The organism is Chryseobacterium potabilaquae (assembly GCF_902728265.1).
In the GTDB taxonomy this organism is placed as follows: Bacteria; Bacteroidota; Bacteroidia; order Flavobacteriales; family Weeksellaceae; genus Chryseobacterium; species Chryseobacterium potabilaquae.
In genome coordinates this window covers 22,694-37,538 of the sequence record NZ_CACVBR010000023.1, presented here as the reverse complement: position 1 = coordinate 37,538, position 14,845 = coordinate 22,694, and the positions used below count along the sequence as shown (strand labels likewise).

The 14,845-nt window shown below is 31.2% G+C and carries 10 protein-coding genes; 5 read left to right on the top strand and 5 right to left on the bottom strand.

The features are described 5' to 3' along the window. Positions 1–104: 104 nt before the first annotated feature. The 4 genes from pyrF to dusB all read left to right on the top strand — a co-directional run bounded on the left by pyrF (position 105) and on the right by dusB (position 8,906). Positions 105–1,484: an orotidine-5'-phosphate decarboxylase gene (gene pyrF / locus CHRY9293_RS12235; RefSeq protein ID WP_162033235.1), complete on the top strand. Its 1,380-nt coding sequence runs from the start codon at positions 105–107 to the stop codon at positions 1,482–1,484. 53 nt (positions 1,485–1,537) lie between these two features. Beyond that, a complete protein-coding gene (locus CHRY9293_RS12230) occupies positions 1,538–4,360 on the top strand; it encodes a gluzincin family metallopeptidase (protein ID WP_228455529.1) in 2,823 nt (940 codons plus the stop codon). Positions 4,361–4,533: 173 nt separating this feature from the next. Then, entirely contained in the window at positions 4,534–7,767 is a 3,234-nt protein-coding gene (locus CHRY9293_RS12225; RefSeq protein WP_228455531.1) for a hypothetical protein, read from the top strand. 143 nt (positions 7,768–7,910) lie between these two features. After that, positions 7,911–8,906, top strand: a complete 996-nt coding sequence (gene dusB, locus CHRY9293_RS12220) for a tRNA dihydrouridine synthase DusB (RefSeq protein ID WP_122548383.1) — start codon at positions 7,911–7,913, stop codon at positions 8,904–8,906. Positions 8,907–9,033: 127 nt separating this feature from the next. Here the strand turns inward: dusB and deoC are convergent, their stop codons facing one another. From deoC to CHRY9293_RS12195, 5 genes are all read right to left on the bottom strand, one after another. Beyond that, positions 9,034–9,777, bottom strand: a complete 744-nt coding sequence (deoC, locus tag CHRY9293_RS12215; protein WP_162033234.1) for a deoxyribose-phosphate aldolase — start codon at positions 9,775–9,777, stop codon at positions 9,034–9,036. Between the two features lie 4 nt (positions 9,778–9,781). Then, positions 9,782–10,252, bottom strand: coding sequence for an Lrp/AsnC ligand binding domain-containing protein (locus tag CHRY9293_RS12210; RefSeq protein WP_122548385.1), 471 nt, complete (start codon positions 10,250–10,252; stop codon positions 9,782–9,784). Positions 10,253–10,322: 70 nt separating this feature from the next. Further along, positions 10,323–11,252, bottom strand: a complete 930-nt coding sequence (locus CHRY9293_RS12205; protein ID WP_228455528.1) for an endonuclease/exonuclease/phosphatase family protein — start codon at positions 11,250–11,252, stop codon at positions 10,323–10,325. 726 nt (positions 11,253–11,978) lie between these two features. Continuing rightward, positions 11,979–12,650: a tRNA (guanosine(37)-N1)-methyltransferase TrmD gene (gene trmD / locus CHRY9293_RS12200; RefSeq protein WP_122548386.1), complete on the bottom strand. Its 672-nt coding sequence runs from the start codon at positions 12,648–12,650 to the stop codon at positions 11,979–11,981. Then, entirely contained in the window at positions 12,647–13,909 is a 1,263-nt protein-coding gene (locus tag CHRY9293_RS12195; RefSeq protein ID WP_162033233.1) for an NAD(P)/FAD-dependent oxidoreductase, read from the bottom strand. The genes trmD and CHRY9293_RS12195 overlap by 4 nt, the downstream gene beginning before the upstream one ends. Positions 13,910–13,974: 65 nt before the next feature. On the opposite strand from CHRY9293_RS12195, the gene CHRY9293_RS12190 reads away from it, so the two are divergent. After that, the gene (locus tag CHRY9293_RS12190) at positions 13,975–14,838 is read left to right on the top strand and encodes a glycoside hydrolase family 25 protein (protein ID WP_162033232.1); all 864 of its coding nucleotides are present in this window, start codon (positions 13,975–13,977) and stop codon (positions 14,836–14,838) included. Positions 14,839–14,845 lie beyond the last annotated feature (7 nt).

Below are 14,845 nucleotides of genomic sequence, written 5' to 3'. Positions count from 1 at the left end.
TTAATGTAAGTATTCATTTCAACAGCTATCCCAAACAAAATTGATCATCCAGGTTTCACTTTTCATTTTCAAATTCTTAAATTTGCAATATCTAATAAAAAATAATGGAAAGTAAAAAAGAGTTCTTTTTAGAGTGCTATAAGCTGGGGATCATTAAATTTGGAAGATTTACATTAAAAAGCGGTATTGAAAGTCCTTTTTATGTGGATTTAAGACCTTTAGCTTCTGATCCTAAAATTTTAAAAAATCTTGCTAATTATTTATTGGAAATGCTACCATTAGACAACTTTGATTTGATCTGTGGTGTTCCTTATGCAGCCCTTCCAATGGCAACAGCAATGTCTCTGGAAAGCTATATTCCACTGATCATTAAAAGAAAAGAAGCTAAAAGCTATGGAACAAAAAAATTGATTGAGGGAATCTATCAAAAAGGACAAAATTGTTTATTAGTAGAAGATGTTATTACATCAGGAAAATCGTTAGTAGAAACTATATCTGAAGTAGAGCAAGAAGATATTAAAGTGTCTGATATTGTAGTTGTTTTAGATAGAGAACAAGGAGGAAAACAACTTTTAGAAAGCAAGGGATATAGAGTACATACTCTTTTTAATATTTCGGAAGTTTGCGATATTTTACAAGAGAATGGTGAATTAACAGAAAATGAAGTAAAAAGAATTCATGATTTTCTTCAAGGAAACCATATCGAATTTGAGGAGAAAGCAAGAGCAAGCTATGAACAAAAATTAAAAAATGTTCAACATTCCGTTTCCAAAAAATTATTAGAAATTGCTTTAGCTAAAAAATCCAATCTTATTGCCTCTGCAGACGTCACAACCACTCAAGAATTATTAGCCTTAGCAGAAAAAGTAGGTCCACATATTGTAGCCTTAAAAACTCATATTGATATTATTACCGATTTTGAATATGAAAAAACAATTATCCCATTAAAAGAATTATCAGCTAAGCATCAATTTTTACTGATGGAAGATCGAAAATTTGCTGATATAGGAAATACCCAAGAGTTACAATTCAAAAGTGGAGTATTTAAAATTACAGATTGGGCTGACTTTGTTACCTCCCAAGTTATAGGAGGATTTGAATCATTAGATTGCTTTAATAATGTGGGAGTAGTTGCTATTGTTGGTATGTCATCAAAAGGAACATTAACCACAAGCAGTTATCGTGAAGAAGCTTTAAAAATAACCCTATCACATCCTAACGTGATCGGTGGAGTATCTCAAAGTCCAATTCCTGAGGAAATTTTATTGTTTACTCCAGGGGTTAATTTAGCAGACTCGGGGGATGGAAAAGGACAACAGTACAATACTCCGGAATACGTTTTCAAAACTTTACATTCCGATTTCATTATTGTAGGAAGAGGAATTTATAAATCTAATAATCCTGAAGAAGCGGCTATTTCTTATAAAAATGAAGGATGGAATGCTTATATAAAATCATTAAAAATAATAGCAACTCATAATTGAAATCACCCACATTTTAGTAAAAAAAAAGTTATATTTGTGACTTTATCACAATTTTGAAGAAAATTATCTGTCTTTGTCTCATTTTAATTCTTGGTGTTGAAAAAGTTTCCGCACAAAAGGATACTATATATATAGAAGCTCAGCTTTCTACAGATAGAAAAATAATAGATATTAATCAAAAAATTGTTTATTTCAATACTTCTGAAAAAGATTTACAGACTATAAAACTCTTAAACTGGGTGTCTGCCTACAAGAAAAAACATACGTCTCTTGTATACAGAAAATTAGAAGATAGAAATACGGATTTACACTTTGCGAAATCTGATCAATTGGGTAAAGTTTTATATGCCAAGATTACAGGAACAGATCATCAAGAAATTCCTGTAAACAGTACTCTGGATGAAAATTTATTTCTTCCTTTAGATAAGCCTCTTCATCCTGGCCAAAGCATTACACTTCAATTACAATATCAGGTCCAACTGCCGGATAAAAAATTTACGGGCTATGGAACATCTGATAAAAATACAGCCTTAAAATATTTCTTTATTATTCCGGATCGCTTTGATCCGGACAATACTTCAAAAAGAAATTATCATGATATTGAAGAATCGGTTAGTTTCAATACGTTTTGGAATGTAAAATTCACTCTTCCAAAAGATTATTTTATTGAAAGTAATCTGAAACAGATTCAAACAAATTCATTTAAAGGGTATCTTGATTCTGATCCTGAATTTCTTATATCGCAAGACAAAATACAGTCCATAAAAACAAATGTGGATGGTGAAGATATAGAAATAAAGCTAGGTTACAATATAAGCCCTCAAGAAAAACAAAATTTAGAATTCTATTTACCATTACATTTAAAATTTATAAAAGAAAAAATAGGTATCCTGCCTAAAAATCTATTTATATCAGAAAAATTCAGAAACAAAGAAAAATTTTTCGCAAGTAATGATATTGCTTTCTGGAGATTCAGATTCAAACTATTCACAGATGCCGAAAAAGCAGATCTTGATTATTTTGGAATTATTACAAAAAAAGTCCTTGATGAAAGGATTATTACTGATAAACAAAACAATCATTGGTTCAAAAATGGAATAAAATCTTATTTTGAGATACAATACTTAAAGAAGTTCTATAATAACACCAAGCTTCTAGGTACACTACCGGAAGCAAAAATTTTCGGCATAAAACCATTAAAGCTTTTCCATGCCTCAGAGCTCAATATTTTAGACCGTTACGGCTTAGCCTATCAATATATAATGGCTCAAAACCTCGATCAAAAAATTGACGAAAAATATACGGTTCTCAGTAATTTTAATGATATGGCAATCAGTAGTTTTGAAATGGGAAGCTTATTTAACTATTCTGCTGATAAAATAGGCTACAAAAAATTCGATGCTCTATTAAGTAATTTTATAACTAGTCATACGGATCAAGAGGTAAACCCAAGGGATTTTATTAAAAAAATTACGGAAGAAGACCAGTCAAGTAATTATTTAAACAGCTTTTTAGATCAGAAAAATAGGGTTAATTTTAAATTAAAAAGATTTAGGAAAAAAGGAGACTCTTTACATATCAATATTCAAAAAAATGTAATTGCTGCAATTCCTGTAAAGCTAGAGACTCAAAATGGAAAAGATAAAGAGAAAGAATATTGGATAGATACGGATGAAAATGAAAAAACGAAAACATTTACCATCCCTGCCGAGGATATTTATAAAATCACACTTAATAACAATTATATTTTCCCCGAAAACAACTATAGAGATAACTATCTTTATGCTAAAGGGTTATTTTCTAATTCAAAAAAAATAAAATTAAAACTGATTAAAGATATACCCAATCCGGAATTCAACGAAATTTATTTGAGCCCTAGGGTACGCTTTACGAATACTTATGATAAGTTTTTATTTGGAGTAAATATTAAAAATCAATCATTTTTTGACCAAAAGTTTCTCTATTCTATTACTCCAATGTATAGCTCCGGAACAGGAAAAATGGCAGGCTCAGGTGCCGTTTCTTATTCTTTTTTACCTGCAGAAAGTATCATTAGAAGTTTAACGTTTGGCGTATCAGGATCTTACTTTCATTACGATTTCGATCTTGCTTATAGAAAAGCATCTATTTTCTCTACATTAAGTTTTAGAAAAAAACCTAGAAGTACAGTGAGTAGAGGAGTTAGTTTTTCTTATAATTACTTAGAAAAGGATCTTAGCCCTATAATGGTGGCTAATAATGACTATGACAGGTATAATCTGTGGGGATTAGGATATGGATATACAGATAATCAGATGATCCATGAAAAAAGTCTTAGTGTCAGTACTCAAATGATGAAAGATTTCAATAAAGTTACCGCAGAAGGTTTTTACCGATGGGAATTTGCACCTAAACAAAAATTAAGCTTACGCTTGTTTGCCGGATTATTTATTAGAAACGATACAAGAAACAATATATTCAATTACGGGATTTCGAGAGTCTCTAATTATTCTTTCTCCTACAACCTTTTAGGTGAAAGTGCCACTGGAGGAATTCTTTCCCAACAGTTTATATTAGCGGATGGTGGATTTAAATCTTTCATTCCTGGGAGTGTAAACCGATGGATAACTTCCATGAATGTTGACTCGAGTGTATGGAAAATATTTCATGTTTACGCCGATGCCGGAATTTATAAAAACAATAATAAACCGACTCAATTTATTTGGGACAGTGGAATAAAAGTACGTTTGATTCCTGATTTTTTAGAAATTTATTTTCCTGTACAATCTTCCCTAGGATTTGAACCCGGATTTAAAGATTATGGTAAACGTATCAGATATACTCTCATTCTTAATCTTGGATCAGTAATCAATGCTGCAAGACGTGGATGGTATTAAAAAGATCAGATCACAGCTATAATTTCATGTAAATACTACTCTATTAATAATTTACCACAAGATCAAATAACCACTTAATTTAGTAACAATAATTTATATAATTTTTTGTTAATAATACTAAATCCCTCTCTATTAACATTTTTTAGCTATTTTTACGAATTATTTTGAAAGGTTTGCGGCGGTATATTCTTACATTTTGTGTATTATTAATAGGCATATTCTTAGGAAATGCTCAAATCTTTACGTGGAAAAACCCCAATATTCCTAAAGATAGTATAAGAAAAGATAGTATTCTCGCTGCAAAATTAGAAGAAGATATCTTCGCTAAAGACACCTTAGATTTTGTTAAAAAAAACAATAAAATTATTGTTGATGAAGCCGTCCTCGCAAAAAATGATAAAAAGCGATTTCTTGGAGAGCTCAATTCTAAAGGTTCAATTATCAGAGGAATAACATTTGGAAATAATCAGGGACAATCTGTTCAAAGCTCCATGGACTTACAAATTTCAGGAAGACTTTCAAAAGATGTCACCATTTTAGCAAGTATTTCTGATCATAATTTACCCATTCAAGCAGATGGATATACACAAACTTTAGAAGAGTTTGATAAAATCTACATGCAACTCAATATCAAAGATAAGTCTATTCTTAGAGCCGGCCATTTGGATTTGGTGGAAGCAAATAATTACTTTGCCAAATACCAAAGAAGAAGTATGGGACTTGAATTTCAGACTGAGTTTGGAAAAGAAAATAAAACCTTTGTGGATGTGTCGATGGGGGTTGCTCGAAGTGAATTCCATAGAGTCCGTTTCCAGGGGATTGAGGGTAACCAAGGTCCTTATCGATTAACAGGAAAAAATGGAGAACAATTTATTACATTGATTTCCGGATCTGAACAGGTTTTTATTGATGGAATTTTAATGAAACGTGGAGAAAATCAAGATTATGTAATTAATTACAATACAGGGGAGGTTACTTTTACCAGCTTTCGTCCTATTTTCCAGCAAAATTTCATTACTATTTCTTATAATTATGCCAATAGAAATTATTCCAGATATTTGTTCACAGGAAAACTTGAACATCAAACAGAAAAATTAAAATTAGGGCTAAACTGGTTTATGGAAAACGATAATAAAAATGCTCCATTATCATTAAACCTATCCCAAGAAGATGAACAAATTCTAGCCAATGCAGGGAATAATCCTGATCTCATGTACGCTCCTTCAGGAGTTATTACAGACTTTGATGTCAATAAAATTCTCTATCGTCTCGTTCCAAATCCTAATGGAAATTATTACGAATTTTCTACCGATGCCAGTGAGACTCTTTATCAAGTTTCATTTACTTTTTTTGGGGCAAACCTTGGAGATTATAAAATTGCTCCAACAACAAATAACGGGCGTGTTTTTGAATACGTGGGACCTGGATTAGGAGACTATAAAGCGGTAAGAAAACTTCCTTCCCCACAAAAGTCTCAAGTTTATTCAGTAAATTCAGAATATTTATTGAAAGATGGAAAAATTGGTGCAGACTTCTCTCTAAGTAATTATGATGTAAATTTATTTTCATCTAAAGACTCCAACCAAAATATAGGATATGCATGGCGTATTTTTGGAAATAAAACATTTGTAAAAAATAATTGGAAAGGAACTCCCAATTTTGAATATCAATATATTGACAAACAATTTCACATTCTCGACCGTATCAACGATGTTGAATTCTCCAGAGATTTTAACCTTACTCAGGAATTTAGCGGGAAAACCCAAAATAGGTTTATTTTTAGTTTTTTGAATAAATGGAGTAACTCTTCTACATTGAACTATCGTGTTAACTATTTAAATGAGCAAGATTCTTACAAAGGAATTAAAAACGATATTGATTTTGGTTGGATTAAAGGGAAGTTTTTCACCAAAGGAAACCTATCTTATTTGAATACGAATGCAATTCTTCAAGATACTAAATTTATTCGTGGAGGAATTTCTACTGAATTTGTGGGTAAGAAAGGCAGTTGGGCAATTGGAGGAAGTATGGAACACAATGAAAAAAAGTTTAATGATACTCAGCTCATGGATGTCACAAGTTTTAGTTGGAAAGAAATATTTGTTCAGAAAAAAATTGGTGATAGTACTAGAACCAAATTATTGACAAAAGTTTATATGAGAGATAATGATTCAGTCCGCGATAATAGGCTTCAAAGTATGAATAATATTTTAGGATTTATGGCGGAGAGTCAACTCATTAAAAACGAAAAAACAACATTAAATGTATTACTTCATTATAGAAAGTTTTTCTATCAAAATCAAGATGTTGATATGAACAGAAATAATGACTTTGTAGTAGGTAATATTCTTTATAATCAACAACTTTTCCGAAATGGGATGAGACTTCAAGCATTCTATGAACTAGGAAATGGACAAGAAGCACAAAGAGAATTTCAATATATCAAAGTGACTGATGGACAAGGTATATATAAATGGACGGATTATAATGGTGACGGAATTCAGCAACCAGATGAGTTTGAAATTGCAGAATATTCTGATTTAGCACAATATATAAGAATTTACACCAATTCTGTACGATATCTTCCATCCAATAAAAATAAGCTTCAATTAGCATTATTTGTAAACCCTTCTATTATATTTAACTCTGAAAATGCTTTCTTAAAACGTTGGAACTTTAATATTTCTCTCAACTCTCAGAATTCATTTTATAAAAAAGACAAAGTTCTTATATTAAACCCTTTTGAGAAAAACAGCGATCAAATTCTTAAAAACCAAAATATATTAGCCTCTGTACAATTTAGCCCTACTGATAAATCCGGTTGGAATGGTAATTACCGGTTCATATCCAATGATAATCTTATCAATGCTAATTTTAGCAATGAGGAAAGGGAACAAATTTCGCACTTTCTGAATATCGGCTATTGGTTCAATAAAGAGTTCAGAGTCGATTGGGAAAATTCGGTTCATAATCTCCAAAACTCATCACAGTTATTTATTACGAGAGATTATCATTTAACTAATTTTGAAACAAAGCCTAAAGCTACCTATAAATTTACGGATGCTATTCAAGCCGAACTTTCTTCAGCTTATAGACAGAAACAAAGAATGGATGGAGAAGAATTTTTGAAAGCTTTTGATATTACAGGAACTATTCAATGGGAACGTAAAAAGACCTCTATCAGAGGAAACTTTTCATTTATTAATAATAATTTTACCGGAAATAATTTTAGCATAGTAGGAAATCAGATGTTAGATGGATTAAAACCTGGGAAAAACCAGGTTTGGAGCGTTTTTATACAACAAGCAATTAACTCTTTCTTGCAATTAAATCTCAATTATGAAGGGAGAAATTCAGGAGATAGAACCATCCATATTGGCAGTATGCAAGTAAAAGCAAGCTTCTAAAACCTTATAAAACATCCTCTCTTTTGAGCTCATTACACAATTATATGATCAAAAAATATGAAAATTTCAAATTGATTTTTCACATATAACTCCAATAGATGGTATCATCTTAATAGATATTTAGAATTTCGTAAATTTGCATTATGATAAAAATTGGCAACATAGAGCTGCCGGAATTTCCGCTTTTGTTAGCTCCCATGGAAGACGTAAGTGATCCTCCGTTCAGACGTTTATGTAAAATGCATGGTGCAGATTTAATGTATTCAGAATTTATTTCTTCTGAGGGTCTCATTCGAGATGCGATTAAAAGTAGGAAAAAATTAGACATTTTCGATTATGAAAGACCTGTGGGGATTCAAATCTTTGGTGGAGATGAAGAGGCTATGGCTATGTCTGCAAGAATTGTAGAAACAGTAAATCCGGATTTAGTGGATATCAATTTTGGATGCCCTGTAAAAAAAGTGGTTTGTAAAGGAGCTGGAGCTGGCGTATTGAAAGATATTGATCTTATGGTACGTCTTACAAAAGCTGTGGTAAGCTCCACTCATCTTCCTGTAACTGTAAAAACAAGATTAGGCTGGGATAGCACCTCTATCAATATCGATGAAGTTGCGGAGCGTCTTCAAGAAACGGGTATCAAAGCATTGACCATACATGCAAGAACACGTGGTCAAATGTATAAAGGAGAAGCTGATTGGGAACATATTTCAAGAATTAAACAAAATCCTAATATAGAAATTCCCATTTTTGGGAATGGCGACATTGATTCTCCAGAGAAAGCATTGGAATATAAACAAAAATATGCTTGCGACGGGATTATGATTGGTCGCGCGGCTATTGGCTATCCATGGATATTCAATGAGATTAAACATTTTTTCAATACAGGAGAACATCTTTCAGAACCAACTATCTCTGACAGATTATTAGCTGTTCGTCAACATGCAGAATGGAGTGCAGAATGGAAAGGGGAAAGATTAGGCCTTATAGAAATGAGACAACATTATAGCAACTATTTCCGTGGAGTTCCCCATTTCAAGGAATTTAGGAGAAAGTTTCTCGAAATATTCACTTTGGCTGAAATGGACCAATTAATAAAAGAAACTCAAGAGTTCTACGCAGAATATCATGAAGAAATATAAGATAGGGGCTTACTCTAATCTAATTAAACTAAAAATCCGGCATTAAGCCGGATTTCTTTATTAAAAACTAGTCAAATTTGTTCAATTCAGTATCTTTTTAGAAATTAATAAAATTTTGTTGTATAAATTAATATGTATCTGAAGCAGTATGATTTTTAATGAGTGCCAATGCTGAAGAAGTTCCTATTCTCCGCACTCCCATATTAATCATTTTTTCTGCATCTTCGGGGGTTCTCACTCCTCCTGCAGCTTTTACAGGAAGCCTTCCGGCATTATCAAGCATAATTTTTATCCCTTCAAATGTAGCTCCATTAGGTTTTCCTCCAATAGTTTCATAAAAACCTGTTGAAGATTTTACAAAAATATGTGATAGATCATTGTCTGAAAATTTCTTTTCGGCCCAAGTTGATATACTCTTAGTAATATCAGCAATCTGTTCATTAGTAAGAGCAGCAATTTCTATGATCCATTTTACCACTTTATGGTGTTGCAAACATAAGCTTGTACATCTCACAAATTCTTCTTCTACCAGAGATAGGTCTCCCTTAAGATAAGCTTTAAAATTAATAACAAAATCTAGCTCATCTGCTCCATCATTAATTGCTTTGGAGGCTTCTGTAAGCTTTTCTTGTAGAGAATAAGTTCCCTCATGAAAACCAATTACAGTTCCTACTACAACATTTGAATTCTTATCTTTTAGATATTTTTTAATATCAGATACATAGTCCGGACGAATCATAACAGCAAATATTCCGTTATCAATTGCTTCCTGAGCAAGACTTATATTTTTTTGTAATGTTTCTTCGTTCGAGACTCCTGATTGTTCAGGAGTCTTCAAATATGTTGAATCCAAATATTGAGCAATATTCATATCATTATACTTTCAATTGTCTGTAAATACCTTGTTCCAAAGATATGAAAGTTTCAGTTCTTATCACTCCTTTAAGCTTTTGAAGTTTATTAAGAATCTGCATCAAATGATCATTATCCTTACAAAGTACTTTCAGAAAGATGGTATAATTCCCTGTTGTGTAATGAGCCTCTACAACTTCATTAATGTCTTTTAGAGACTTCACAACTTCAGGATAATGCCCAGGTTGATCTAAGAAAACACCAATATATGATACCACTTTGTATCCAATCTTCTTTGGATTCAAAAATGATATTGAGTTTTCTATTACCCCTGCTTGTTCCAGTTTTTTAATTCTCTGGTGTACCGCTGTTGTAGAAATTCCAACATTTTTCGAAATATGTGCTAAAGATGTTTTAGCGTTGTCCATCAACATATAAATGATTTCTTTGTCGATGGAATCTAAATGGTAGTTTGTGTTGCTTGAATTTTTCATCTTCTACATTTTTTTTTTATTATTCATGTTTTTTTATATTATTATATAAAATGTTTTTTTATGTTTTTTTTTATAATTTAAATTTTGTCAAAACAGGAAAATGATCACTATAGCCCCCTAAATATCGTGTTCCTGCATAGGTACGAAAGGGTCTACCTTCAAATTTTCTATATCTGCTACTTAATTCTTTAGAATTGAATATTTCAGCATTTTGAAAAATCAATCCTGTCTTATCAAAAAATGATTTTGATAATAGTATTTGATCAAATAGCAATCCCGTTTTTAAATGAAAAGTAGAGTAATTTCTTGTGTGAAATAATTCTAAAAAAGGATTTTCTAGTATTTTTTCACCCTTATCGTCATAAAGAATTTTAACTAAATTTTCATCATCTGGGTTTTCGTTAAAATCACCACACAAAATGATCTTCTCCGCTTCAATATTTATTATCCGCTTACGGATTTCATTAAGTATAAAAGTTCTCTTAGGCTTATTAACATCTCTTTCTCGTTGAGAAGGAAGATGGGTAATAAAAATATGAATAACCTCTTCTTTTTCTTTATACCTAATTTTCGAATAAAGTACATCCCTAGTTGTGTCGTAATTTTCAGTGTTTTTTTTTATTTTCTCAAAGAAGAATGTGATTGTTTCCGAATCTACAATTTCAACTTTTGTTTTATCATATAACATCGCTACATCTACCTTTCTTTCATCCATAGAATCATAATGTAAAATTCCATATTCTGAGTTAAAAGGATCCATCTTCACCAAATCTTCTAGAACTTCCCTTCCGGAAATTTCGGATAAACCTATAATAAAAGGTAATATCCCATTTTGTTTTTTTATTAAACTGAAAACGTGTGATAACCTAATAAGTTTACTACTATATTTTCTCTCGTCCCAATTTTTCAACCCTGATCTTGTGGGATCCATTCTATGAATGGGTACTTGATCCGGTAAAAACAAATTTTCTACATTATAAAAACATAATATCTCTATCACCACGCATTATTTTGATTTTTCATCAGATTGAAGTGTAAATTTATTATTTTTCACAAGGCTTCAAAGCTAATTTTATATTCAAAACACAATAATAATAAAATTATTTTCAATAAAATATTAAAAAAAGAGTGACAAATGCGCTTCGTTTTCTCTCGTTTTTATTAAAAAAATAAATTCAATAGTAACAATTAATTATGCTTAAAATATTATAAACAAATTACGCAGCAAATATTGTACCATTTTTATAAAACTTGTTTATTTTTTTTACTTTTTTAAGACATAAAGCAGAAAAAGCTCAATTATAATATCAATATCTATTTTATAAAAATCACTTGTAAAACATAACTGTCTAGTTTACAAAACTTATCTAAGTTTATTTGTGACTTTATATTTCCCCAAAAAAAATTTACAAATCTGTTATATTTTTTTTGAAGAGCATCGGCAAACATCCCTGTAATAAGCATTTTTCCTTATTCAAAATGTAAAATAACAATGATGCATTGCTGATTTTAAGCATTTCTAAAAAAAATAATAAAAGATTTTATAGAAATTATTTCAATCACTCTATTTATCGCTTTTATTGTTGTTAATTTATTTAAAATAATTAACTTCGCAAAATTGAAGATAAATGATTAGACATTATTGATCTTTATTGATTATTTATTGCTCTCTATTGATAGTTTTATCGCCAAAATCGAAATTTAGGTTAAAATTGATTAAAAAGTGTTAAAATAAATCAGGTCGTTTTTCTTGAGTTATTCTCACTGCTTCATCATGCCTCCATTCTTCAATTTTATTGAAATTACCACTTAACAACACTTTTGGGACTTCCAATCCTTTATAAACCTCTGGTCTTGTATATATGGGAGGAGACAACAGATCATCTTGAAAACTGTCTGTCAACGCACTTTGTTCATCATTAAGAACTCCTGGAAGTAATCTAATTACAGAATCTGCCAAAACACAAGCTGCCAATTCTCCTCCTGTAAGAACATAATCTCCAATAGAAATTTCCTTCGTAATGTGTAAATCTCTTACCCTCTGATCAATTCCTTTATAATGACCACATAAAAAGATTAAATTTTTCTTTATAGAAAGTGTATTGGCTATTTTTTGATTTAAAGTAACCCCATCAGGTGTCAAATATATTACCTCATCATAATTTCTTTGAGACTTAAGTTCCGAAATACACTTGTCTAAAGGTTCTACCATCATAACCATCCCTGCCCCACCTCCATAGGGTTCATCATCTATCTGCCTATGTTTATTTGTAGCCCAATCTCTCAAGTGATGAAAATAAACCTCAACCAATCCTTTATCTACTGCTCTTTTCAATATCGATGTCCTGAATGGACTTTCCATCAGCTCCGGCAGTACACTTATTATATCAATTCTCATTGTAATGTTTCATTTTTCTTATTAGGCAAAATAATGAGTCGTAAAGATGAATCCTTATTAAAATAGCTCCACATCCAATTAAAGAAAACAGCAAGTTTATTTCTTACACTTAAAATCAACATAAGATGTAAGAACATCCAGAAATACCATGCAAAAAATCCTTGAAATTTTATAAATGGTAAATCGACCACTGCTCTATGCTTACCGATGGTCGCTAATGACCCTTTATCATCATATTCATACTCTTGCCATTCATTAATACTTTTCTTTAATAGATTTCTTCCTAAATTTTTTGCCTGATTAATTGCCACATTGGCAACCTGAGGATGCCCATTTGGATACTTTGGAGTCTCCATATATGCAATATCTCCGATCGCAAAAATAGCATCATACCCTTCTATCTTATTATATCGATCCACTTTATATCTATTTCTCACTAATTTTTCTTCAGGGAATCCATTCACTACATTTCCGATTACACCCGCTGCCCAAATTACATTGTTAGAAGGTATTTCTTTTCCACTTTTCGTATACACATTATTTCCATCATAATCTGTTACATATTCATCGCTTAGAAATACAACTCCTAATTCTTTAAGATATTTTTCAGATTTATCTTGGGCTTCGGAGCTCATCACCGCTAATGGTTTTTCCGTAGAGCTTACCAAGATAATTTTTAACTGATTAAAATTCATATAGGGATAATCCCTTGGAAGAATTTCTTTTTTCATTTCTGCAAAAGCACCCGCCAGCTCCACTCCCGTAGGTCCACTTCCCACTATAACAATATTCCAATTTCCATCATCACTCCGGCTCTTTTCTATAATTAATTTTTCAAAAGTCATTAAAACATGGTTTCTTATGCTAATGGCCTCTTGGGTATTCTTCATTCCAAAAGCTTTGCTTTCAAGATCTTGATTTCCAAAAAAATTAGTTTTACAGCCCGTTGCTATGATCAACTTATCATAAGTAAATTCAGCTTCATCAGCAATTACCTTATTATTAGTAGTATCAATTTCTTTAACTTCAGTTAGACGAAACTGTATATTTCTTGATCGTTGAAAAATTTTCCTAAATGGAAAGGAAATATTGGAAGGTTCAATTCTTCCACACGCAACCTGATAAAAGAGGGGTTGAAACATATGATGGTTAACCCTATCAAGAATAATTATTTTTTTATTTTTATTATTCAATGTCTTTGCAAGCTGTAATCCCGCAAAACCTCCTCCTATAATGATGATTTTTTCGCGTGTTTCCATAGTACACAAATTTACTGATTTTATTTAGCATTTAGCTGTTAAAAAAACTAGTTTTGTAAAACTTTATGCCACAAAAAAAGTACCATAAACAAACCTCTAGAAAGATCCATCAGGCGAGAAGAAAAAATTATTTTTTCTATAGAAATATCTTTTTAGCCCTATTAATGCTGACTTTAATAGGAACGGGATTGTATCTAAAAAAAAATATAAGCTATTATTATGCATTATATTTTAATAGAGTCGTCCACAAAAAACTTCAAAATACCGAAGTCGAAAGTCTAAGAATTCAAAAAATTATTTCAGAGAATCTCGACAAAACCTATGGCTTCGATATTTCACATTATCAAAATATAGAAGATATACAGTGGGATAGCCTCAGTGTAGGAAATAAAATAATTCCGCTAGAATTTGTGGTCATCCGAGCCACTATGGGAAATCAAAATTCAGATAAACATTTTAATCAATTTTGGAAAGAAGCAAAAAAACATGACATGATTCGTGGGGCATATCATTTTTATCGCGCCGATGAAGACCCTATTATTCAAGCCAACAATTTTTTAGAAAATGTAAAATTAGAAAGTGGAGACCTCCCTCCCATTTTAGATATTGAAAAAGTACCTAAACGAAAAACAAACCAAAAGCTCATTGAAGATTTAAAAGTATGGTGTAAAATTATTGAGGAAGCATACGGACAAAAACCGATTATTTACACTTATTATAATTACTATAAAGATTTCCTAGAGGAGGAGTTTCAAAATTATCCATTATGGCTGGCCAACTATAACGATGTTCCAAGCCCCACTCCGAATGGCAGTTGGGATTTTTGGCAATTTACAGAAAACGGAATTGTTCACGGAATTAATACCAAAGTAGATTTAGATATTTACAACGGAAGTATATGGTCACTGAAAAGGCTAACATTAGATTAATTATAAA

Excerpts from the sequence above, each read along its gene's own strand:
- trmD (WP_122548386.1), bottom strand. The coding sequence starts at position 12,650 with ATGAGAATTGATATAATAAGTGTACTGCCGGAGCTGATGGAAAGTCCA.
- dusB (WP_122548383.1), top strand. The coding sequence starts at position 7,911 with ATGATAAAAATTGGCAACATAGAGCTGCCGGAATTTCCGCTTTTGTTA.
- CHRY9293_RS12210 (WP_122548385.1), bottom strand. The coding sequence starts at position 10,252 with ATGAAAAATTCAAGCAACACAAACTACCATTTAGATTCCATCGACAAA.
- pyrF (WP_162033235.1), top strand. The coding sequence starts at position 105 with ATGGAAAGTAAAAAAGAGTTCTTTTTAGAGTGCTATAAGCTGGGGATC.
- deoC (WP_162033234.1), bottom strand. The coding sequence starts at position 9,777 with ATGAATATTGCTCAATATTTGGATTCAACATATTTGAAGACTCCTGAA.
- CHRY9293_RS12190 (WP_162033232.1), top strand. The coding sequence starts at position 13,975 with ATGCCACAAAAAAAGTACCATAAACAAACCTCTAGAAAGATCCATCAG.
- CHRY9293_RS12195 (WP_162033233.1), bottom strand. The coding sequence starts at position 13,909 with ATGGAAACACGCGAAAAAATCATCATTATAGGAGGAGGTTTTGCGGGA.